The sequence below is a fragment of the Pectobacterium parmentieri genome (genome assembly GCF_001742145.1).
GTDB lineage: Bacteria > Pseudomonadota > Gammaproteobacteria > Enterobacterales > Enterobacteriaceae > Pectobacterium > Pectobacterium parmentieri.
In genome coordinates this window covers 4,839,308-4,860,190 of record NZ_CP015749.1, presented here as the reverse complement: position 1 = coordinate 4,860,190, position 20,883 = coordinate 4,839,308, and the positions used below count along the sequence as shown (strand labels likewise).

Genomic DNA, 20,883 nt, shown 5'->3' with positions numbered 1-20,883 from the left:
GCGTTGGGGAATGCGTACAAATTCATCACCCCATTACTGCATTATTTCACGCGCCCCGCACTACACACAGTGTGCTGAATCGTGATTGCACACAGCAGCTAAAATAAGATTTCTGCATGGCAAATCAGCAAAATGTGGCATAGTGAAAAAAAACGGACTCATTCAGAGGACTTTGAATTTCATGAAACGCCCGGACTATCGAACGCTTCAGGCTCTGGATGCCGTCATCCGCGAGCGTGGTTTTGAACGCGCAGCCCAAAAGTTGTGTATTACCCAATCTGCCGTTTCGCAACGTATCAAACAGTTAGAAAATCTGTTCGGCCAGCCTCTATTGGTCAGAACCATCCCACCCCGTCCGACAGAGCAAGGTCAGAAACTGCTGGCTCTGCTTCATCAGGTAGAATTGCTGGAAGAAGAGTGGCTAGGGAATGAAACCAACAGCGATATTCCGCTGTTACTCTCGCTGGCAGTGAACGCCGACAGCCTGGCAACCTGGCTATTACCAGCGTTACAACCGGTGCTGGTCGATTCGCCAATTCGCCTCAACTTGCAGGTAGAAGATGAAACGCGTACTCAGGAAAGGCTGCGCCGGGGTGAAGTGGTGGGTGCAGTGAGTATTCAGTCTCAGCCGCTGCCAAGCTGTCTGGTGGATAAGCTGGGCGCACTGGATTATCTATTTGTCGCATCGCCGGCTTTCGCCGCCCGCTATTTCCCGAATGGCGTGACGCGCTCGGCGCTGCTGCGCGCACCCGCCGTCGCCTTCGACCATCTGGATGATATGCATCAGGCTTTTTTACAGCAAAACTTTGATTTGTCGCCGGGCAGCGTTCCCTGCCATATCGTGAATTCGTCGGAAGCCTTTGTTCAATTGGCGCGACAGGGCACGACCTGCTGCATGATCCCACATCTGCAAATCGAGAGAGAACTTGCCCATAACGAGTTAATCGACCTGACACCGGGGCTATTTCAACGTCGGATGCTCTACTGGCATCGCTTCGCACCGGAAAGTCGGATGATGAGGAAAGTGACGGACGCCCTGCTCTCACACGGCCATCAGGTTTTGCGGCAGTCATAACGTATTGCGATGATCATGGGGTGTCTGACTTAGACTACAAATCAAACACTCTCATTAAGACCAGCTACACGCTCATATTCCAGGAACAGCGCTTACTGCCGGTCTGTATTGACCACCTGTTCCTTCCGGACGAGAAAAAGTGCGAAGGGTTCCGCTGGGTGCAGTACCTGAAAGGGGAAGAGAAGGCACAAATCACGTTTCTGATACCATCATGCTGTACCTGACGCAACTCCGTTCTCTGAGTCGACTCACTCCACGAGTAGAACCACTCTTATGAGAATATCACAGCGCACTATTTTCAATTTGGGTATAAATTTTTTAACAATTCTTTCTTTCCATTATTAAAAGCATCAAGATCTTGTTTATTACCTGTAGCTTTTATATACACCTCTCTTTCTTTATTAAAATCTTTATCATTATTTAGAAACAAAGCCATTAAGTAGTCTATATTATGGACATCTTTATTTCTCATTACTGAAATAACATCCCCATAGCATAATGAATTATATTTACCAATCCTGTCTTTCAACATACACTCTTGTAACATTAAAGAATAATCTTCATTATATTTATTAAAAAAGTTAAGCACTAAAATTGCTTTTTCATACTCACCCCTGGAAGATAATATACTCGAATATATTCTTGTAACATTAATATTTCTGGGATTCCCCTCTGAAAGAAACTGCAAATTATCTAACTCTTGTTTTTTTTCACCATCATTTGCAATAGCATATTTTCTTGCCAACTCTGACGCCTTTCTCGTTGGCTTATCAACATATGAATCAATAGCATAAGAAAAAACAATCATTGAAAAAAACAATACTATTGCACTTGTAATTTTTTTTATTAACATGTTAACACCTTGCAAAATGGAGTTAATGTTATAACCTTTTTCATGCTCCCGGGAAATGGGGGGACAGACCCTGTGTATCCAGAATCATAGAAATAACCAACTTCAATTTCTATTTTAGGTGATGATACCCTTTCATTCTGAATCTGAAATTCAGTTGAACCAATAAATATATCATCAATGCCTACAGCAAAATACTTCCCTATTTTTCTTTCAAGTTTATATACTTTGTTATTGAGGAGATCTTTAATTTTACACCAAAATATAACATTCCCGCTGCCTGCCGCCTTTGCTGCATTACTTTTCCCAGTAGCTGATATATATACATCCTTTCCATTCAATGTATTTTCATCTTTAACATTTAAATTAACAGAATAGCTAGCATGTATACCTACACCTTCTATCATTAGACCAGCTAATTGAGAAAAATAAAATGTTTTTATCGCCATCTAATTTCACTCCCTGTAAATATTTATTGCCTAATAGAATGAATAGCGGAACCTATCACTCTACGGGTAGCTCCATCTTACATGCTCATCTCGCGCCCATGCTGAGTCAGGCAATCAACATTTTCCTACCTCGTAAATTTTTACGGGTGGGGATTTTCCCTTCATTGGTCATTCAGCACTACGGTGGTCTGATAGTCGAAAGCGTACAGCCTTTCAGCATTTGCCGCCCACCTGGGCTGGAGTTGCCTCTTGCCCAGGTCCGTTACCCACAGAGCCACCGTTAAATTTTTAACGATCTTTGTTGAGATCTTTATTGTGTACGCTGTAGTTCAAACACGACATCCACCTGATCGTCAAAGTGAATGGTTTGCTGTTCATAGGTTTGTGCCGCTTCGGTTTGCACAGCCGCATCTGCCGTTTTAAACATTCGAGCCATTGGCATCGGCTGGTAGTTAGCAACATGGTAGCGAACGCTGTAGATCGGCCCCAGCTTGGCGTTGAAGCCCTGCGCCAGCGCTGCCGCCTGACTCGTCGCCTGCTCAATCGCTTTCTTACGCGCTTCATCACGGTAAGTTTCTGGGTTAGCCACGCCGAGTTCTACCGTGCGAATCTCATTCAGGCCCGATTTCAGCGCACCATCCAGCAGTTCGTTCAGTTTATCTAACTGACGTAACGTTACTTCCACCTGACGCACGGCACGGTAGCCTTTCAGCACCGATCCCCCCGTTTTCAAATAGTCATATTCCGGCTGCGTGCGTAAATTGGCGGCATTAATATCTTTTTTCTCAATGCCGTTTTTACCCAGAAAATCAAAATATTGTGCAACGCGGGCATCGACCTGCTTTTTCGCTTCAGCCGCATCTTTCGATGAAACACTGACTTCAATCGCCAAGCGCGCAATATCCGGCGTCGCATCTACGCTGGATGTCCCTGACGTCACGATATGCGGGCCATCCGGCAATTCCGCAGCCTGTGCAACCATCGACACGCCACCCAATCCTACTGCGGCGGCCAGCGCCAGTGCATTTAGCTTCATTATACCTCGCTTCACAATCTCTCCTTACTTATGTTTCATCACGCATGTGGCCCAGCAGATTTTTCCTGCGTTGGCGCAGCATGTTCCAGAATGGAAGATACGAGAAAGGTATCTTTTGCCAGACAACATAACGTATTACCGACTCCACACAATATAGGTGAATTTCTGAAACGTAACGTAAAGCGGTGTCATTTATTTCTAACTACTATTGCCAGCCGTGTCGTGCAAGTTGCAAAGCAATCCCCCACATCACCACACCAACAAAAACGTTGATGACCCGCTGTACCCGTGGTGTATTCAGCCACGGAGACAGCCAGGCTGCCAATAATGCCAACGCGAAGAACCAAGTGAAGGAAGCCGTTATTGTCCCCAGCGCAAACCAGCTTCGATCATCCTCCGTAAACTGGCTTCCCAGGCTCCCCAACACCACAAAGGTGTCGAGATAGACATGGGGATTAAGCCAGGTCACTGCCAGCATAGTGGCAATGATCCGCCAGCGGCTCTGCTTCATCACCTCGGCGCTGGCCAATGCGATATTTTTGCTGAAAGCCGTTTTTATCGCTCCCCAGCCGAACCAGAGTAGAAACGCAACGCCGCCCCAGGTCACCGCACCCAATAGCAGCGAAGACTGGCTGAGCAACGCGCTACCGCCAAAAATACCGGCGGTAATCAACACCATATCGCTCACGGCACACAACAGCGCCACCATCAGGTGATACTGACGGCGAATTCCCTGATTCATCACAAATGCATTCTGTGGCCCCAGCGGCAGAATCATCGCCGCGCCTAATAGAACACCTTGTAGAAAGACAGCAAACATGATTTCCCTCGTAGATAAAGCGCCAATAGCGGCGCATGCGCGATGTCACTCGCGCATCATACGAAGGGATAATCATTAGATGAAATGGATGTTTCTAATCAGGCATTAGCCAGAGTAATACTCAACCGGGCGTGACAAACCCGAGTTCCAGAGAAATACGCTGCGCGGTCGCAATGACCGGCTTAATCAGCGATTTCATGCCGATTTGCTGTAACTTGGCGGTAGGCAGCGATACCGATACGGCATAAGGAACGCGCTGCTGAATATCAAACACCGGCGCGGCAATGCACGATACCCCAAGCTCATTTTCTTCACGATCCATCGCCAGCCCTTTCTGACGAATATCCTCCAGCTCTTCATACATCTTCGGCAGCTCGGTGATGGTATTGCGCGTGAGGGGCTGGATGTCATTCTGATGAGTTTGCCAATAGTACGCAGGGTAGTCGCTTTTACCATACGCCATAAAGATTTTGCCCATGGCGGAGCAATAAAGCGGCATGTGCTGACCGATATAAGCGCGGGTGCGCATCATGCCCGTCGTCGGTTCCAGTTTGTAGATCAGAATGACATGATCGTCTTCACGGCTGGAGAAGTTTACCGTTTCCCCCACTTCCAAGTTTAATTGCACCAGATGGGGAGATGCGACGTGAATAATATTCAGCGAAGACAATGCCTTCTGTCCGATAGAGATAAATTTGGTCGTCAAACGATAGCTGCCAGGTGAAGGTGCCTGCGTGACATAGCCACTGGTGTGCAGCCCTTGTAGCAGCCGATGCACGGTGCTTTTGTTCATCCCCGCCAGCTCAGACAAATGGGCGAGTGGGCAACCGTTAGGGAAATTACTCAGAATTTCAATCAATTGCAAACCACGAAATAGACTCTGGCTCCCCAGCGGTTTCTCTTTTTGATCGTCTTTCTCATTAACAGCTTTCGGGCTCATAACTGATCTCCAGAATCAGGGGCTGGGCAGTGCTTGCGCAGAAATTGCTGCAACGCAGTGTGTCGCCGCCATCCATTTCTCTTAAGAATAGCGATGTTACCGCAAGGGCTGCATGAGGTGAAGTGGAACGCCGTTTCATTGTCGGCATGACACCCTGAATGCGCAACCTCCCCCCTGTCTATGAAGTGAGCAGTACATCACAAATACGAAACAACAAAAATAATTAATTGTTTTTAAAGGAAATTAAAAACCCCTTTGCCTTTGCTTTAGCGCAATCTTCAGTATATTGTTTTTGAAATTGAGTTTCGCATATTGAAATATTAAGTTTATTAAAACGACAAACCATTACTGATTTCGTTCCTGCCACACCATATTCAGGGGGTTATACCACCCCGAATCAACGGGAACAGGTTGCTTACCGATTTTGCACCGCATCACAGCGTGTGCTGAACACAAGGGCGCATCACATGAATCAAATCAATGCGGATCAACCCATACTTGCGCTTAGCCATATCACTAAACGCTTTGGCGGCAACATTGCGGTTAATGATGTCAGTCTTCAGGTCATGCCGGGCGAGGTGCTTGCGCTACTGGGCGAAAATGGCGCGGGGAAATCGACAATTATTAAAGTCCTCGCGGGCGTCTATCCCCGCGATGGCGGTGATATTCAATTCCGAGGAACCAGCATAGCGTCAGCCGCAGCGATAAAAAGTGATGGCCTCCAGCCTATTGCGTTTATTCATCAGGATCTGGGGCTGATCGAGTGGATGACGGTGGCGGAAAACATGGCACTGGTCATGGGGTTTCCACGCCGCTTTGGATTAATTGACTGGCGGGCGATCCGTCAGCGTGCCAGCCAGGCGTTACAGGATGTGGGGATCGCCCTCGATCCCGATGCCCGCGTATTTGAGCTCTCCCGCACGGAAAAATCACTACTCGCCATCGCGCGGGCCGTCGCGGTGAATGCCGAGCTACTGGTGCTGGATGAACCCACCGCTTCGCTTCCAGCAAACGATGTCCGCCATCTTTTTTCCGTTATTAACCGACTGCGCGCGAAAAAAGTGGGCATGATTTACGTCACTCACCGACTGGATGAAGTGATCGACATCGCCGACCGCGTCTGCGTCATGCGCGATGGTCGCTATGTCGCAGGCGGAAAAACGGCGGATTATTCACTGCGCGACCTGGTGCAATTGATTGTGGGCGAAGCCATGCCCGGCGATCAGCGTGAACCCTTACCAGCGCCTTCCTCTCCCGTTCTCCAGGTAAAAAACGTTACCGTAGGCGATATCGGCCCGGTCAGCTTTAGCCTACAGGCAGGGGAAATGCTCGCGCTGGCCGGTCTTCGCGGCGCGGGTCAGGAAGAGATAGGCCGTTTGCTGTTCGGGTTGCGTCAATGCGACAGCGGAGAAATTCAGTTTCGTGATGCACCTTACCACGCCAGCTCCCCGCAACAGGCGATGGCTCAAGGCGTCTCGCTGGTCGCAGGCGATCGCACCAATGAAAGTCTGGTGATGTCGATGAGCGTACGTGAGAACCTGTTTATCAACCCCTGCGCCAGCGGACATAAGCTCTTTTCCCGCTACAGCCGCCGCGAAGAGATAGGGGCAAGCTGGTGGAAAGTACAACTGTTCGATGTTCGTCCCAAAAACGTCAATATCGACATCAGTGCGCTGTCCGGCGGCAACCAACAGAAAGTGGTGATGGCACGCTGGATGCACCTCGGCGCACCGCTGCTGATCCTCGAAGATCCCACGGCGGGCGTTGATGTCGGGGCACGTGCCGAAATTTATCATCTACTGAATAAATCACTGGCAGAGGGCGTCGCCGTGCTGGTGATCTCCAATGATTTCGAGGAAATCGCCCACATTTGCAATCGCGCACTGGTTTTCAATCGGGGCAGTGTCGTCGGCGAACTCAAAAATCAACAGGTCTCTTTCGCCAACTTATTGGAACTGGCGTCTGCCAGCGCGGGAGAAACCACGGCTTCGGCCTGAATGACACGTTATTGCGCAGGCGAACTGAATCTACAGTAAAAAATTCAGACGCTCACACAGCCTCACCTGTCCGAAGGAAGAAAATAATGTCTAATAAAACATCAGTAAAATCAACGGCGCTAGAGCAGCGAGTGAGTCTGGCACAGGATGGTGCCGGCCCCTGGCTGATGCAAATTCTGACCCGCTATGGCCTGCTGCTGCTGTGCATCGCACTGGTCATTCTGTTTTCATTCGCAACACCGTCATTCGCTTCCATGCTGACGTTACAGGCAATCCTCTCCAGCAAAGCCAAAATCGCTCTGCTGGCGCTGGCCGCGACCATTCCCATGATCGTCGGAAAAATCGATCTCAACGTCGGTTTCGGCATCGTGCTCTGGCACATTCTGGCGATTACGCTTCAGGTGGAATACGGCTTCTCCTGGCAGATGGCCGTGCTGACGGTGCTGGTCATTTCAGCGTTATACGGCTTGCTCAACGGTATTCTGGTGGCATTGGCCGATATCGATAGCTTCGTCGCCACGCTGGGTTCTGGCACCGTGCTGTACGCCGTCGCCCTGTGGCATTCGGGTGGCCGCCAGATCGTCGGCGATCTACCCGATGCTTTCATTGCTCTGCACCATACCGAGATCGGCGGGATCCCTATCGTGGCCTTCTATGTCCTGCTTGTCGCCATTATCTTATGGCTCGTCACTGAACATACGCCGCTCGGCCGCTGCATGTATGCCGTAGGGGGCAATCCGGCCGCAGCACGGCTTAATGGGATTTCCGTTAATCGTTTTACTATCGGTGCCTTCATCACTTCCAGCGTATTGACAGGCTTTAGCGGCGTATTGATCGCCGCAGAACAAGGGGTCGGACAGGCCAGCGTCGGTATGGATTATCTCTTGCCTGCGCTGGTTGGTGCATTCCTTGGCAGCACCACGCTTCGCCCTGGCCGAGTTAACGTCTGGGGAACGGTTATCGGCATTTCCATTCTTGCGATTGGTATCGCCGGTATCCAACAATTTGGTGGTGAATTCTGGGTTGAACCGTTATTTAACGGAGCCACACTGCTGCTCTCCATCACGTTGGCAGGCTATGCCCAACGTCGCCGTTTACTGAATCAAAAAGCCGTACAACGCCGTCAGACTGACACACCCCAGCGCCACCACCAGGAGCCTTCTCATCAGAAAAACACGCCACCAGAAAACAATAACCATAACGTGACACATCCCTAACAGGAGCACACCCTATGAAACGTTTTTTGCTGTTATCAGGACTGACCACCGTGTTATTAAGCAGCCAGTCAACGTGGGCTGACAGCTATCTCGATCAGGCAACGGCAGCCGTTGCAAAAGCGACCGCCAGCAGCACACAGTGGGACGGCCCGACTCAGGGGCCACAGTTGCAACCGAATAAGAAGATTATTTTTATTGCTTCCGACATGAAAAATGGCGGCGTTCAAGGCGTGCAGCAGGGGCTAAGTGAAGCAGCCAAAGCCGCTGGCTGGAAACTGGAAACGCTGGACGGTGGCGGCTCAGTCAAAGATCAGTTGGCCTCGCTCAATCAGGCGATCGCTCAGAAGCCAGATGGCATTGTGATTGGCGGCTGGAACCCGAACGTTGCCAAGATCCCGCTGAAGAAAGCCATTCAGCAAGGCATTGTTCTGACCGCATGGCATGCCGTGCCCGAACCGGGCCCGCTGCCTAAATACGATATTTTCTACAACGTGACATCCGATTCAAATGACGTCGCCCGCATCGCCGCGCAATACGCCGTCGTTAAATCAGGTGGAAAAGCCAATGTCTTAATCTTTACCGATTCCCTTTATCAAATCGCTCTTGATAAAGCCAACGTCATGAAAGACGAAATCGGTAAATGCAGCGGCTGCAAGGTCGTGGAATTCATCGACACACCGCTCGCCGACACCGCAAACCGCATGCCTGCCATGACGTTTAGTCTGTTGCAGAAATACGGCGACAACTTCCAGTATTCGCTGGCCATTAACGACCTGTATTTTGATTTCATGGCACCGTCGTTAAAAACAGCCGGGAAAGGCGGTAAAAATGCCCCCTACAACATTTCGGCTGGCGATGGTTCCATCTCTGCCTATCAGCGTATTCGTTCCGGCGATAGCCAATCAGCCACCGTGCCCGAGCCCCTAAAGCTGCACGGCTGGCAGTTGCTGGATGAGTTTAACCGCGCTTTTGCCAAGCAACCACCTTCTGGCTATGTCACGCCAGCACATTTGGTGACCGCCGAAAACGTCGCGAACGACGGTGGTAATAACAACCTGTATGACCCGCAAAATGATTATCAGGGCCATTACCGGGCAATCTGGGGTGTGAAATAAGTGGAGAGCCAAGCATGACACAACAACTTGAGCGTCTGTGTTCTCCCGCCATCTGGGCCGAAGGCCCAGTATGGTTGCCGCAGCAGGATGCCGTGGTCTTTAGCGATGTGAAAGGAAACCGGATGTTTATCTGGTCGCGTAATGGCGACGTCACGCTCTGGCGCTCTCCATCCAACTACGCCAACGGCAATGCACTCGATGCGCAAGGACGCGTCGTAAGCTGCGAGCATGGGCGGCGCGGTATCAGCCGTCGTGAAAACAATGGTGATATTCACATCCTGGTTGACCGCATTGACGGGAAACGCTTCAACTCGCCAAACGATGTGGCAATCCGTAGCGATGGCACGATTTGGTTTACCGATCCGCCTTATGGCATTACCAGCGATGACGAGGGCTACAAATCAGAAAGTCAGGTCATTGGCTGCTATGTCTACTGCTTCGATCCACGCGATGGCTCACTCAGCATCGCGGCCAGCGATCTCCAGCGTCCGAACGGGCTGGCCTTCTCGCCAGATGAAACACATTTATATGTTGCAGACATGTCGATTATTGATTTCCCAACGCTAGGTCGCCGCGATCTGCGAATTTATCCGGTTGAGGGAAAACGTCTGGGGGCGGGACAGTTTTTTGCCCGCGTAGAACCGGGCATTCCCGATGGCTTCTGTGTTGATCGCACTGGCAACCTGTTTTGCAGTTGCGCTGACGGCGTCCTGGTTTTTAGTCCCAAGGGTCATCAGATCGGCAAAATTGACGTACCAGAGTGCGTGTCCAACTGCACCATCGGTGGGCCAGAAGGGAATGAACTGTACATCACGGCAACGACATCGCTTTACCGTATCGGGGTAGAGTCGTACCGGTAAAACCGAACGAATAGGGTAGCCAACAGGGTGAGGCTCTCACCTCTTAAACCGTTGACAAACCTACTCGCAGAACGAAAACGGGAGTAACGGAATAGAAGAGTAAAGCGTTTGCGCCATGGATGGCGCAAGCCGAGCGCACAGGGACGTGTTTACAGCGACTTTACGATCTATCCGTTACTCACGCTCGACGGCCATTGTCAGCAACTTTAGGGTGAGGTTCTCACCCTGTCTTTTCACGTCTGTATTCCGCAAACCGACCAAAATGCGGCACCGATCACAAAGTCACCACATTAAAATAACCACTTGTTTTTAAATGAAAATTTAACCCACTCTCGTTTTGACTTCATGCAAGCACAGGTATAGCATTTATTTGAAATGCAATTCCGCATAATGAAATATGACGAATAAAAAGCAATCTAACTATCGTCATGGAGACGCGTTATGAGAGTGAGCTACAACGACCTTAAGCAACAGTTCAAACGTGTTTTACTGGCACGCAATGTAGCGGAAGAAACCGCCGATGCCTGCGCAACGCTGTTTGCCGATACTTCAGCCGACGGTGTTTATTCTCACGGTGTAAACCGCTTCCCACGCTTTATTCAGCAGTTGGACGCCGGCGATATCGTACCCGATGCCGAACCCAGCAAACTGCTCTCACTCGGTGCTATCGAACAGTGGGATGCCCATCAGGGCATTGGCAACCTAACTGCCCGCCGCATGATGGATCGCGCCATGCAGCTAGCCGATGCGCACGGTATCGGTCTGGTGGCACTGCGCAATGCTAACCACTGGATGCGCGGCGGCGGCTATGGCTGGCAGGCCGCCGAGAAAGGCTATATCGGTATTTGCTGGACTAACTCGATCGCCGTTATGCCACCGTGGGGAGCAAAAACCTGCCGCATCGGTACTAATCCGCTGATCGTCGCCGTTCCCGGCAATCCGATCACCATGGTGGATATGTCGATGTCGATGTTTTCCTATGGCGCGCTGGAGATAAACCGACTGGCAGGCAAAACCTTGCCCGTTGATGGCGGGTTCGACAACGACGGTAATTTGACCCGCGATCCGGCCATTATCGAGGAAAATCGGCGCATCCTCCCGGCGGGCTACTGGAAAGGATCGGCACTGTCTATTGTGCTGGACATGATCGCCACCTTACTGTCCGGCGGCGCCTCCGTCGCAGAAGTCACAGAGGATCACCGTGACGAATATGGCGTGTCGCAGGTCTTCATCGCCATTGAGATCGATAGGCTGATCGACGGCAAAACCCGCGATGAAAAACTGAAACGAATAATGGATTACATCACCAGCGCCGAGCGTACTCAGCCTGATGTCGCCATCCGTTTGCCGGGCCATAAGTTTCCGCGTATTCGTGAAGAAAACTTGCGCGACGGCATCCCGGTTGATGAACGGGTATGGGCACGCATTCAGGCGCTTTAACAAGGAGACGTTCCATGATCTTTGGTCATATTGAGAATACTTTTTCTGGTCAGTATCCCGCGCCTATCGCCCGTGCGCTGGCCTACCTGCAAAAAACCGACTTCATCGCCTTGCCGGCTGGCCGCTACCTTGACGAAGAGACCGGCTATACCGTTCAGGTACTGGATCTGCACACGCAACCCAAAAGCGACTTACACCCCGAAGTCCATCGTCACAATGTTGATGTGCAATTCTTAGTCAGCGGAACCGAACTGATCGGCGTGGTGACGGATAACGGCCGGAATCCGGTACACCAGGAATGGAACGAAGCACGCGATATCCTGTTTTATCAGGATGTTGATGACGAGTCCTGGCTGACTATGTATGCCGGCAACTTTGCCGTGTTCTTTCCTCAGGATGTGCATCGTCCAGCCTGCATTCACAAGCAGCCCTGCGCAATCCGCAAAGTGGTGGTGAAGATACCGATGGCACACTTTCACGCTCCCTAATCGTTTCTGATTTTGCCATGTAACGCGACACATGCCTGCGGGCATGTGCGGGGATCGCTACGCGAAAAAAAGCCCCAAATGAAGCACGTCATGCACGCAACATGTTGAAGGGTAAAGTGATATGAATACAGCCACGGTTTCTTCTAGTCAGCACACAGCGACAAAAATTCCTCGATTACGCTGGTTGCGGATCGTACCGCCCATTTTGATTACCTGCATTATTTCCTACATGGACCGCGTCAACATTGCCTTCGCGATGCCGGGTGGCATGGATGATGAACTCGGTATCACGGCATCGATGGCCGGACTCGCAGGCGGGATCTTCTTCATCGGCTATCTGTTTTTACAAGTACCGGGCGGCAAACTCGCGGTACACGGCAACGGTAAAAAGTTTATCGGCTGGTCACTGCTGGCCTGGGCCGTCATTTCGGTATTAACCGGCTTGGTGACCAATCAGTATCAATTGCTGTTTCTGCGCTTTGCGCTGGGGGTATCAGAAGGCGGCATGTTGCCAGTGGTGCTCACCATGATCAGCAACTGGTTCCCGGATAAAGAACGTGGCCGCGCCAACGCGATTGTCATCATGTTTGTGCCCATCGCTGGAATTTTGACCGCCCCACTTTCTGGCTGGGTTATCACAAACTGGGATTGGCGCATGCTGTTTCTGGTTGAGGGAGGGTTCTCACTGGTGGTTATGCTGCTGTGGTGGTTTACCATCAGCAACCGCCCGCAGGAAGCGAAATGGATTTCACAGGCAGAAAAAGAGTATCTGATCAATACGTTGCAGGAAGAACAAGCGGCTCTGCAAGGCAAAACCGTCCGCAATGCTTCTCTAAGCCGGGTATTGGGCGAAAAGTTGATGTGGCAGTTAATCTTGGTGAATTTCTTTTACCAGACAGGTATTTACGGCTACACCTTGTGGCTGCCAACCATCCTGAAAGGGCTGACCAACGGCAATATGGAACAGGTCGGCATGCTGGCTATTCTGCCTTATATCGGTGCCATCATTGGCATGTTTACGATCTCCTATCTGTCCGATAATTCAGGAAAACGTAAGGTCTTCGTCGCATTACCGCTCGCCTGTTTTGCTATCTGCATGGCGCTGTCCGTCTTGCTCAAAAGCCATATCTGGTGGTCCTATGCCGCACTGGTCGGCTGCGGCGTCTTTATTCAGGCCGCCGCCGGTGTGTTCTGGACTATTCCTCCCAAGCTGTTTGATGCCGAAGTCGCTGGCGGCGCTCGCGGTGTCATTAATGCGCTCGGTAATCTCGGTGGCTTCTGCGGCCCTTATATGGTCGGTGTCCTGATTTCAGCCTTTAACAAAGACGTTGGCGTTTACAGCCTGGCCATCTCGCTGGCGATTGCCGCCGTACTGGCCATGATGCTGCCACCGCGCTGCGATGAGTCCACGGAGGCAGCATGACGGACTATTTTCTGGGGCTCGACTGCGGCGGCACCTTTATCAAAGCCGGGATCTATGACGTCACCGGAACAGAATACGGCATCGCACGCCGCAATCTGCCAATTACCACACCGCAGCCCGGTTGGGCAGAGCGCGACATGCACACCCTGTGGCAAACCGCTGCCGAGGTTATCCGTGAACTGCTGGACAAAACGGCGCTCCCCGCCAGCGCCATTTCCGGCGTGGGGATCTCAGCTCAAGGCAAAGGATTGTTCTTGCTGGATAAGCATGACAAGCCGCTAGGTAATGCGATGCTGTCATCCGATCAGCGCGCACGTGAACAGGTTCTGGCGTGGCAGCAAGCAGGGATACCGCAAGCGCTTTATCCCCAGACCCGCCAGACGCTGTGGACGGGCCATCCGGTTTCGCTGCTGCGGTGGCTCAAAGACCACCAGCCGACACGCTATGCGCAAATCGGTACGCTGTTCATGGCGCACGACTACCTGCGTTTCTGCCTGACTGGAGAACGGGCTTGTGAAGAAACCAATATCTCCGAATCCAACCTCTACAACATGGACACAGGCCGCTACGATCCAGCACTGGCAGAGCAGCTCGGGATTGCAGAAATCATCGGCGCATTACCTCCGATCATCGGTTCTACCGATATCGCAGGCCGAATTACCCCGGAAGCGGCACAGCTAACCGGACTACGGGCAGGAACCCCCGTCGTCGGCGGGCTATTCGACGTAGTTTCCACCGCCCTGTGCGCAGGCCTTCAGGACGAGACTCGACTCAATGCCGTGATGGGAACATGGTCTGTCACCAGCGGCATCACCGACACGCTCGCCGATGGCGACGATCATCCCTTCGTATACGGCCGCCATGCGGAAGCAGGACGCTACATCGTACATGAAGCCAGCCCCACGTCTGCCGCCAATCTGGAATGGTTCTGCCAACAATGGGGGCTGAGTGACGGTTTAGGGGTCGATTATGCCCAGCTCAACCGCTGGGTTTCAGATCTGCCTAAAGCAGGCAGCACACTGCTGTTTGTCCCGTTCTTGTATGGCTCCAACGCTGGGTTAGGGCTCAGCGCCAGCTTCTACGGCCTGCAAGCGTTCCACCAGCGTGAACACCTCGTTCAGGCCATTTACGAAGGCGTGGTGTTCTGCCACATGGCGCACCTGAATCGTATGCGTCAACGCTTCCCTCACGTGGACGCGTTGCGCATCACCGGTGGCCCAGCCAAATCTATCCCCTGGATGCAGATGTTTGCGGACGTCAGCGGCCTGCCAGTTGAACTCCCACAGGTAGAAGAAACCGGCTGTCTGGGTGCAGCGATGGCGGCGATGGTCGGCAGCGGTGCCTTTAGTGATGTCACCGCCGCCCAACGGGCGCTCTCACCACGAATGACACGCCTTACCCCAGATGAACACGTTCGCACGGCCTACAACAAAAAATACCAACACTATCAGGCGCTCGTCGACGCGTTAAAAGCGCTGCAACCCGCCGGCAAGGAGAAACCATGACAACGCAACCCCGCCTGCAACTGGCGCTCGACCATACCAGGCTGGATGCCGCCCTCACCACCGTGGAGCTGCTCCATCCCTATGTTGACATCATCGAGGCGGGCACCATTTTGTGTATCAGCGCAGGGATTCAGGCTGTCAGCCAACTGCGCGAGCGCTGCCCTCACCATCTGCTGGTGGCCGATTTGAAAGTCGCTGATGCGGGCGCAACGCTGGCGGAGCAAGCCTTTTCTCACGGCGCAAACTGGATGACGGTGATCTGCGCCGCCCCGCTGCCCACCATGGCCAGCGCTCTGGAAGTGGCAGAGCGTCATCAGGGAGAAATCCAGATTGAGCTATTCGGTCGTTGGACGCTGGAAGATGCCAAAGCGTGGCGTGCGCTGGGCATCAAACAGGCGATTTACCACCGTGGCCGTGATGCGCAGGCAAGCGGCCAAACCTGGGGCCAGCAGGATCTGGACACGATGAAAGCCCTCTCTGATCTCGACATCGAACTGTCTATTACCGGAGGGATCACTCCTCCTGATCTACCGCTATTCCGTGATATCGCCGTCACCGCATTCATTGCCGGGCGGGCACTGGCAGATGCACCTGACCCAGTAAACTCGGCTCGCCAATTCCGCGCCGCCATTGACGCCATCTGGAGGCCTTAATATGCGCCAACACCCATTAGGTATTTATGAAAAAGCCCTGCCGAAACACCTGACCTGGCCAGAGCGTCTGGCGCTGGCAAAAGCCTGTGGTTTTGACTTTGTTGAAATGTCGGTAGACGAAAGCGATGAACGTCTGGCTCGCCTGCTGTGGAGTAAGGAACAGCGGCTTTCGTTGGTCAACGCGATGCTGGAAACCGGCATTCGCATCCCTTCGATGTGCTTATCCGGACATCGGCGTTTTCCGTTCGGCAGCCATGATGAGGCACTACGCCAGCGCGCCTTTACGATCATGGAGCAGGCCATTCAATTGGCCAACGATGTGGGCATCCGCACCATTCAGTTAGCTGGGTATGACGTTTATTACGAGCAGCAGGATGAGGGCACGCTCGCTCGCTTTACCGAAGGTATGCAATGGGCGGTTGAACGCGCTGCCGCCGCGCAGGTGATGCTATCCGTGGAGATCATGGATACCGCCTTTATGAACTCTATCAGTAAGTGGAAAGCCTGGGATGCCTGTCTGGCTTCACCGTGGTTTACCGTCTACCCAGATGTCGGAAACCTCAGTGCCTGGGGCAACAATGTCACGCAAGAATTACAGTTGGGTATCGATCGCATCGCCGCTATCCATCTGAAAGACACGTTAGCCGTTACCGCAACCTCGCCCGGACAGTTCCGCGACGTGCCATTCGGTGAAGGCTGTGTGGATTTCGTGTCCGTTTTTAGCACGCTGAAAGCACTCAATTATCGCGGCGCTTTCCTGATTGAAATGTGGACGGAAAAAGCGGATGAACCGGTCGCCGAGATTGTTCAGGCGCGCCGCTGGATCGAGCAGAAAATGCAACAAGGGGGAATGCCATGCTAACGTTACAACAGCTTAAACAACAGGTTCTGGAAGCGAATCTGGATTTACCGCGTCACAATCTGGTGACGTTCACCTGGGGTAACGTCAGCGTCGTCGATCGCGACCGCGGTCTGGTGGTCATCAAACCGTCAGGCGTGGAGTACGAGCATATGGGCGTAGATGATATGGTCGTGGTCGATCTCGCTTCTGGACAGACCATCGAAGGTAACAAAAAGCCCTCCTCAGATACGGCGACGCATCTGGCGTTATACCGTGCTTTTACCGAGATCGGCGGCATCGTCCATACACACTCACGCCACGCCACCATCTGGGCACAGGCGGGGCTGGATCTGCCCGCCTGGGGCACCACGCATGCAGACTATTTCTACGGCGCTATCCCCTGCACGCGATTGATGACACAAGACGAAATTGCACAGCACTATGAGCAGGAGACGGGCAACGTCATTATAGAAACCTTCCGCCAGCGCGGTATCAGCCCGACAGACATCCCAGCCGTGTTGGTCAATGCGCACGGCCCGTTCGCCTGGGGCAAAGACGCGCACAACGCGGTACATAATGCGGTGGTGCTAGAAGAGATAGCCTATATGGGGATTTTTTCACACCAGTTGACGCCAGGTATTACCGCGATGCAGCAAGCTCTGCTGGATAAGCACTACCTGCGTAAGCATGGGAAAGATGCCTATTACGGACAGTAGAAGCAGAGATCAATCAGGGGCCGTTCGGCCCCTATGGTATAGAATATTATTCCGCTCGTTCCTGAGCCTTATGCAAATGTACATCCATCTGCGGATAAGGAATGCCAATACGGTGCTCATCCAGCACACGTTTAAAGCTTTCCAGCAGATCCCAGTACACCGCCTGCGCATTGCCGTTGGTCGTCCATACCCACACCACAAAATTCAGCGATGATGCTGCCATTTCATTCAAGCGGATCGTGACGCCTTTGTCATGCTGAATACGATCGTCTGCTGCAACAATATCGCCCAGCAGCTTTTTCACCACGTCGATATCGGCATCATAAGCCACGCTGACAATAATTTCGGTACGGCGATCCGGTTCACGCGAACTGTTGATAATGTTACCCGCGATGATCTTGCCATTCGGCACCACGATAACTTTGCCGTCAGCGGTGAGTAGCGTCGTCGAGAAGATCTGTACCTGCGTGACCGAGCCAGATACGCCGCCCAGATCGACCGCTTCTCCGGTACGGAAAGGACGGAAGATCACCAACAACACACCAGCAGCAAAGTTGGCCAACGAGCCCTGCAATGCCAAACCGACAGCCAAGCCAGCGGCACCCAACACAGCAATCACCGATGCCGTCTGTACACCAACCCGGCTCAATACCGCAATCAGCGTAAACGCGATAATGCCATAGCGCACCAGCGCAGACAGGAAATCAGCCACGGTTGAATCGATAGAACGGCTAATCATCAGTTTATTGATGGTGCCGGAGACGATCCGCGCAATCACCAGACCAACGATGAGGATCACAAGTGCTGCAACAATATTCACGGCATACTGCAAAAACAAGTTCTGGTGTGTCACCAACCAATTCCCTGCCTGATCCAATCCCGTATTAAGTTCTTCCATTTAAACGCTCCTGTTTTCTTAATCACCGGGAAAGCATAACGTCGATAGCAGAAACCGCAACATCGGCCCCAAAAATTAAGACTCCCTTAGGAGTCTTAATTTCAAACCATTTTTACGCCGTCTTACTTACAGCACATCAACAGCATTCAGCTCTTTGAAGGCCTGCTCCAGACGCGTAACCATGCTCGCCTGAGCGGAACGCAGCCACACACGTGGATCATAGTATTTCTTGTTCGGCTGGTCGGCACCTTTCGGGTTGCCCAATTGGCCTTGCAGGTAAGCTTCGTTTTCTTTGTAGTATTTCAAGATACCTTCCCACGTTGCCCACTGGGTATCAGTATCGATGTTCATTTTCACTACACCGTAGCTAACGGAATCTTTGATTTCCTGAGCGCTGGAACCGGAACCGCCGTGGAACACGAAGTCCAGGCTGTTGTGCGGCAGGTTATGTTTCTTGGAAACATATTCCTGAGAATCACGCAGGATGGTCGGGGTCAGTTTCACGTTACCCGGTTTGTATACGCCGTGCACGTTACCGAAAGAGGCAGCGATGGTGAAACGCGGGCTGATCGCGTTCAGTTTGGTGTAGGCGTAATCAACATCTTCCGGCTGGGTGTACAGAGCAGAAGCGTCCATGTGGCTGTTATCCACGCCGTCTTCTTCACCACCAGTGCAACCCAGTTCGATTTCCAGGGTCATGTCGATTTTGGCCATACGCGCCAAATATTTAGAACAGATTTCGATGTTCTCTTCCAGAGACTCTTCAGACAGGTCAATCATGTGAGAAGAGAACAGCGGTTTGCCGGTAGCAGCGAAGTGTTTTTCACCCGCGTCCAGCAGGCCATCGATCCACGGCAGCAGTTTTTTCGCACAGTGGTCAGTGTGCAGAATTACCGGAATACCGTAGTGTTCAGCCATTTGGTGCACATGATGAGCGCCAGAAATCGCACCCAAAATTGCCGCCTTCTGGCCTTCTGCCTTCAGACCTTTACCCGCGGTAAAGGCTGCGCCACCGTTAGAGAACTGAACGATGACCGGCGCGCGCACTTTGGCTGCGGCTTCCAGCACAGCATTGATTGAGTCGGTACCGACACAGTTCACTGCTGGCAAAGCGAATTTGTTTTCTTTTGCTACTGCGAAAACTTTCTGAACGTCATCACCAGTGATGACACCGGGTTTTACGAAATCAAAAATTTTAGACATGTTACGTGTCCCGTTTCGTTGGCCGTGGAGGGGTTAGAGAAATCGATGTTCAATCGACAGGCCATCCCGACATGCTGTTGCAACAACCTCATGTCGAGACAGCCCTAGGAAAGGGAAAAAATCAGCCCTTACCTTAAATTACTGCTTAGCGCGTTCTTCCAGCATAACGACTGCTGGCAGTTTTTTCCCTTCAACGAACTCCAGGAATGCGCCGCCACCAGTAGAAATGTAGGAGATTTTATCTGCAATACCAAACAGATCGATCGCAGCCAGCGTATCGCCGCCGCCTGCAATAGAGAATGCGTCGCTCTCTGCGATAGCACGCGCGATGATCTCGGTTCCTTTACGGAAATTCGGGAATTCGAAGACGCCAACCGGGCCATTCCACAGGATGGTCTTGGCATTTTTCAGAATTTCAGCCAGACGTTCTGCGGAAACATCACCCAGATCCAGAATCTGCTCTTCATCTTTGATTGCTGTAACAGACTTCAGCGTGGCAGTTGCAGTTTCAGAGAATTCTGAAGCCACACGCACATCACTCGGTACAGGAATATCACAGGTTTCCAGCAGCTTCTTCGCTTCAGAAATCAGATCGGCTTCATACAGGGATTTACCCACGTTGTGACCTTGTGCGGCAACGAAGGTGTTAGCGATGCCGCCACCGACGATCAACTGATCGGCGATTTTAGACAGGGAATCCAGCACGGTCAGTTTGGTGGAAACTTTAGAACCACCTACGATAGCAACCATCGGACGTGCTGGTTCGCTCAATGCTTTACCCAGTGCTTCCAGCTCACCAGACAGCAGCGGGCCCGCACAGGCGATAGTGGCAAATTTACCCACGCCGTGAGTTGAAGCCTGTGCACGGTGTGCCGTACCAAATGCATCCATCACGAACACATCGCACAGCGCCGCGTATTTCTTGGACAGGACTTCGTCGTCTTTCTTCTCGCCTTTGTTAAAGCGGACGTTTTCCAGTACAACCAGCTCGCCTTCGGCGACATCAACACCATCAAGATAGTCTTTCGCCAGACGTACAGGAGAAGACAGTTTCTCTTTCAGGTAGTCAACGACAGGCAGCAGAGAAAACTCTTCGTTGTACTCGCCTTCGGTCGGGCGTCCCAGATGGGAAGTGACCATAACGCGAGCGCCTTGTTTCAGCGCGATTTCGATGGTCGGCAGAGAGGCACGGATGCGCGCATCAGACGTCACTTTCCCTTCTTTTACTGGTACGTTCAGATCCGCACGAATAAGAACACGTTTACCAGCCAGATCCAGATCGGTCATCTTAATTACAGACATGGTGAATCCTCTTGTTGATTCTCTTTTAAAGTTGCTTGAGCGAGATAGCGACCCC

20 protein-coding genes are annotated in these 20,883 nt (G+C 52.0%); 12 read left to right on the top strand and 8 right to left on the bottom strand.

The window, feature by feature from the left end:
* The first annotated feature begins 181 nt into the window (after positions 1 to 181).
* On the top strand, positions 182 to 1,075 hold the full coding sequence (locus tag A8F97_RS22125; RefSeq protein WP_005973160.1) for a LysR family transcriptional regulator ArgP: 894 nt from the start codon (positions 182 to 184) through the stop codon (positions 1,073 to 1,075).
* Between the two features lie 298 nt (positions 1,076 to 1,373).
* Here A8F97_RS22125 and A8F97_RS22120 read toward each other — a convergent pair whose 3' ends face one another.
* The 5 genes from A8F97_RS22120 to A8F97_RS22100 all read right to left on the bottom strand — a co-directional run bounded on the left by A8F97_RS22120 (position 1,374) and on the right by A8F97_RS22100 (position 5,170).
* Complete coding sequence (locus tag A8F97_RS22120) at positions 1,374 to 1,928, bottom strand: hypothetical protein (protein WP_033072180.1); 555 nt, start codon at positions 1,926 to 1,928, stop codon at positions 1,374 to 1,376.
* A complete protein-coding gene (locus tag A8F97_RS22115) occupies positions 1,922 to 2,374 on the bottom strand; it encodes a hypothetical protein (protein ID WP_033072181.1) in 453 nt (150 codons plus the stop codon). Before A8F97_RS22115 ends, A8F97_RS22120 begins: the two co-directional genes overlap by 7 nt.
* A 310-nt stretch (positions 2,375 to 2,684) precedes the next feature.
* Complete coding sequence (locus A8F97_RS22110) at positions 2,685 to 3,410, bottom strand: oxidative stress defense protein (RefSeq protein ID WP_025920197.1); 726 nt, start codon at positions 3,408 to 3,410, stop codon at positions 2,685 to 2,687.
* A 205-nt stretch (positions 3,411 to 3,615) separates the two neighbouring features.
* Positions 3,616 to 4,230, bottom strand: a complete 615-nt coding sequence (gene argO / locus A8F97_RS22105; RefSeq protein ID WP_033072182.1) for an arginine exporter ArgO — start codon at positions 4,228 to 4,230, stop codon at positions 3,616 to 3,618.
* A 121-nt stretch (positions 4,231 to 4,351) separates the two neighbouring features.
* Entirely contained in the window at positions 4,352 to 5,170 is an 819-nt protein-coding gene (locus A8F97_RS22100; RefSeq protein ID WP_015731290.1) for an IclR family transcriptional regulator, read from the bottom strand.
* Positions 5,171 to 5,637: 467 nt separating this feature from the next.
* On the opposite strand from A8F97_RS22100, the gene A8F97_RS22095 reads away from it, so the two are divergent.
* From A8F97_RS22095 to araD, 11 genes are all read left to right on the top strand, one after another.
* The gene (locus tag A8F97_RS22095) at positions 5,638 to 7,167 is read left to right on the top strand and encodes a sugar ABC transporter ATP-binding protein (RefSeq protein ID WP_015731291.1); all 1,530 of its coding nucleotides are present in this window, start codon (positions 5,638 to 5,640) and stop codon (positions 7,165 to 7,167) included.
* 86 nt (positions 7,168 to 7,253) lie between these two features.
* Positions 7,254 to 8,384: an ABC transporter permease gene (locus A8F97_RS22090; protein ID WP_014701528.1), complete on the top strand. Its 1,131-nt coding sequence runs from the start codon at positions 7,254 to 7,256 to the stop codon at positions 8,382 to 8,384.
* Between the two features lie 14 nt (positions 8,385 to 8,398).
* Entirely contained in the window at positions 8,399 to 9,499 is a 1,101-nt protein-coding gene (locus A8F97_RS22085) for an ABC transporter substrate-binding protein (protein WP_015731292.1), read from the top strand.
* A gap of 14 nt (positions 9,500 to 9,513) precedes the next feature.
* Entirely contained in the window at positions 9,514 to 10,359 is an 846-nt protein-coding gene (locus A8F97_RS22080; protein ID WP_033072183.1) for an SMP-30/gluconolactonase/LRE family protein, read from the top strand.
* 441 nt (positions 10,360 to 10,800) lie between these two features.
* Positions 10,801 to 11,799: a 3-dehydro-L-gulonate 2-dehydrogenase gene (gene yiaK / locus A8F97_RS22075; RefSeq protein WP_014701531.1), complete on the top strand. Its 999-nt coding sequence runs from the start codon at positions 10,801 to 10,803 to the stop codon at positions 11,797 to 11,799.
* Positions 11,800 to 11,813: 14 nt separating this feature from the next.
* Positions 11,814 to 12,287 (top strand): NanQ anomerase/TabA/YiaL family protein, encoded by a 474-nt coding sequence (locus tag A8F97_RS22070; RefSeq protein ID WP_014701532.1) that lies wholly within the window; start codon positions 11,814 to 11,816, stop codon positions 12,285 to 12,287.
* Between the two features lie 121 nt (positions 12,288 to 12,408).
* The gene (locus A8F97_RS22065) at positions 12,409 to 13,710 is read left to right on the top strand and encodes an MFS transporter (protein ID WP_014701533.1); all 1,302 of its coding nucleotides are present in this window, start codon (positions 12,409 to 12,411) and stop codon (positions 13,708 to 13,710) included.
* Positions 13,707 to 15,215, top strand: a complete 1,509-nt coding sequence (locus tag A8F97_RS22060; RefSeq protein WP_033072184.1) for an FGGY-family carbohydrate kinase — start codon at positions 13,707 to 13,709, stop codon at positions 15,213 to 15,215. The genes A8F97_RS22065 and A8F97_RS22060 overlap by 4 nt, the downstream gene beginning before the upstream one ends.
* A complete protein-coding gene (gene ulaD, locus A8F97_RS22055) occupies positions 15,212 to 15,868 on the top strand; it encodes a 3-keto-L-gulonate-6-phosphate decarboxylase UlaD (protein ID WP_014701535.1) in 657 nt (218 codons plus the stop codon). Before A8F97_RS22060 ends, ulaD begins: the two co-directional genes overlap by 4 nt.
* Before the next feature lies 1 nt (position 15,869).
* Positions 15,870 to 16,730 (top strand): L-ribulose-5-phosphate 3-epimerase, encoded by an 861-nt coding sequence (locus tag A8F97_RS22050; protein WP_033072185.1) that lies wholly within the window; start codon positions 15,870 to 15,872, stop codon positions 16,728 to 16,730.
* Positions 16,724 to 17,425, top strand: a complete 702-nt coding sequence (gene araD, locus A8F97_RS22045; RefSeq protein ID WP_033072186.1) for an L-ribulose-5-phosphate 4-epimerase — start codon at positions 16,724 to 16,726, stop codon at positions 17,423 to 17,425. The genes A8F97_RS22050 and araD overlap by 7 nt, the downstream gene beginning before the upstream one ends.
* Before the next feature lie 46 nt (positions 17,426 to 17,471).
* Here araD and mscS read toward each other — a convergent pair whose 3' ends face one another.
* The 3 genes from mscS to pgk all read right to left on the bottom strand — a co-directional run bounded on the left by mscS (position 17,472) and on the right by pgk (position 20,828).
* Positions 17,472 to 18,323: a small-conductance mechanosensitive channel MscS gene (gene mscS / locus A8F97_RS22040; protein ID WP_014701538.1), complete on the bottom strand. Its 852-nt coding sequence runs from the start codon at positions 18,321 to 18,323 to the stop codon at positions 17,472 to 17,474.
* 126 nt (positions 18,324 to 18,449) lie between these two features.
* Complete coding sequence (fbaA, locus tag A8F97_RS22035) at positions 18,450 to 19,526, bottom strand: class II fructose-bisphosphate aldolase (RefSeq protein WP_014701539.1); 1,077 nt, start codon at positions 19,524 to 19,526, stop codon at positions 18,450 to 18,452.
* Positions 19,527 to 19,664: 138 nt separating this feature from the next.
* The gene (pgk, locus tag A8F97_RS22030) at positions 19,665 to 20,828 is read right to left on the bottom strand and encodes a phosphoglycerate kinase (protein WP_005973111.1); all 1,164 of its coding nucleotides are present in this window, start codon (positions 20,826 to 20,828) and stop codon (positions 19,665 to 19,667) included.
* Between the last annotated feature and the right edge of the window lie 55 nt (positions 20,829 to 20,883).

What these genes read in the sequence shown, in the direction of transcription:
- A8F97_RS22125 (WP_005973160.1), top strand. Translation starts at nt 182, where the DNA reads ATGAAACGCCCGGACTATCGAACGCTTCAGGCTCTGGATGCCGTCATC.
- A8F97_RS22120 (WP_033072180.1), bottom strand. Translation starts at nt 1,928, where the DNA reads ATGTTAATAAAAAAAATTACAAGTGCAATAGTATTGTTTTTTTCAATG.
- A8F97_RS22115 (WP_033072181.1), bottom strand. Translation starts at nt 2,374, where the DNA reads ATGGCGATAAAAACATTTTATTTTTCTCAATTAGCTGGTCTAATGATA.
- A8F97_RS22110 (WP_025920197.1), bottom strand. Translation starts at nt 3,410, where the DNA reads ATGAAGCTAAATGCACTGGCGCTGGCCGCCGCAGTAGGATTGGGTGGC.
- argO (WP_033072182.1), bottom strand. Translation starts at nt 4,230, where the DNA reads ATGTTTGCTGTCTTTCTACAAGGTGTTCTATTAGGCGCGGCGATGATT.
- A8F97_RS22100 (WP_015731290.1), bottom strand. Translation starts at nt 5,170, where the DNA reads ATGAGCCCGAAAGCTGTTAATGAGAAAGACGATCAAAAAGAGAAACCG.
- A8F97_RS22095 (WP_015731291.1), top strand. Translation starts at nt 5,638, where the DNA reads ATGAATCAAATCAATGCGGATCAACCCATACTTGCGCTTAGCCATATC.
- A8F97_RS22090 (WP_014701528.1), top strand. Translation starts at nt 7,254, where the DNA reads ATGTCTAATAAAACATCAGTAAAATCAACGGCGCTAGAGCAGCGAGTG.
- A8F97_RS22085 (WP_015731292.1), top strand. Translation starts at nt 8,399, where the DNA reads ATGAAACGTTTTTTGCTGTTATCAGGACTGACCACCGTGTTATTAAGC.
- A8F97_RS22080 (WP_033072183.1), top strand. Translation starts at nt 9,514, where the DNA reads ATGACACAACAACTTGAGCGTCTGTGTTCTCCCGCCATCTGGGCCGAA.
- yiaK (WP_014701531.1), top strand. Translation starts at nt 10,801, where the DNA reads ATGAGAGTGAGCTACAACGACCTTAAGCAACAGTTCAAACGTGTTTTA.
- A8F97_RS22070 (WP_014701532.1), top strand. Translation starts at nt 11,814, where the DNA reads ATGATCTTTGGTCATATTGAGAATACTTTTTCTGGTCAGTATCCCGCG.
- A8F97_RS22065 (WP_014701533.1), top strand. Translation starts at nt 12,409, where the DNA reads ATGAATACAGCCACGGTTTCTTCTAGTCAGCACACAGCGACAAAAATT.
- A8F97_RS22060 (WP_033072184.1), top strand. Translation starts at nt 13,707, where the DNA reads ATGACGGACTATTTTCTGGGGCTCGACTGCGGCGGCACCTTTATCAAA.
- ulaD (WP_014701535.1), top strand. Translation starts at nt 15,212, where the DNA reads ATGACAACGCAACCCCGCCTGCAACTGGCGCTCGACCATACCAGGCTG.
- A8F97_RS22050 (WP_033072185.1), top strand. Translation starts at nt 15,870, where the DNA reads ATGCGCCAACACCCATTAGGTATTTATGAAAAAGCCCTGCCGAAACAC.
- araD (WP_033072186.1), top strand. Translation starts at nt 16,724, where the DNA reads ATGCTAACGTTACAACAGCTTAAACAACAGGTTCTGGAAGCGAATCTG.
- mscS (WP_014701538.1), bottom strand. Translation starts at nt 18,323, where the DNA reads ATGGAAGAACTTAATACGGGATTGGATCAGGCAGGGAATTGGTTGGTG.
- fbaA (WP_014701539.1), bottom strand. Translation starts at nt 19,526, where the DNA reads ATGTCTAAAATTTTTGATTTCGTAAAACCCGGTGTCATCACTGGTGAT.
- pgk (WP_005973111.1), bottom strand. Translation starts at nt 20,828, where the DNA reads ATGTCTGTAATTAAGATGACCGATCTGGATCTGGCTGGTAAACGTGTT.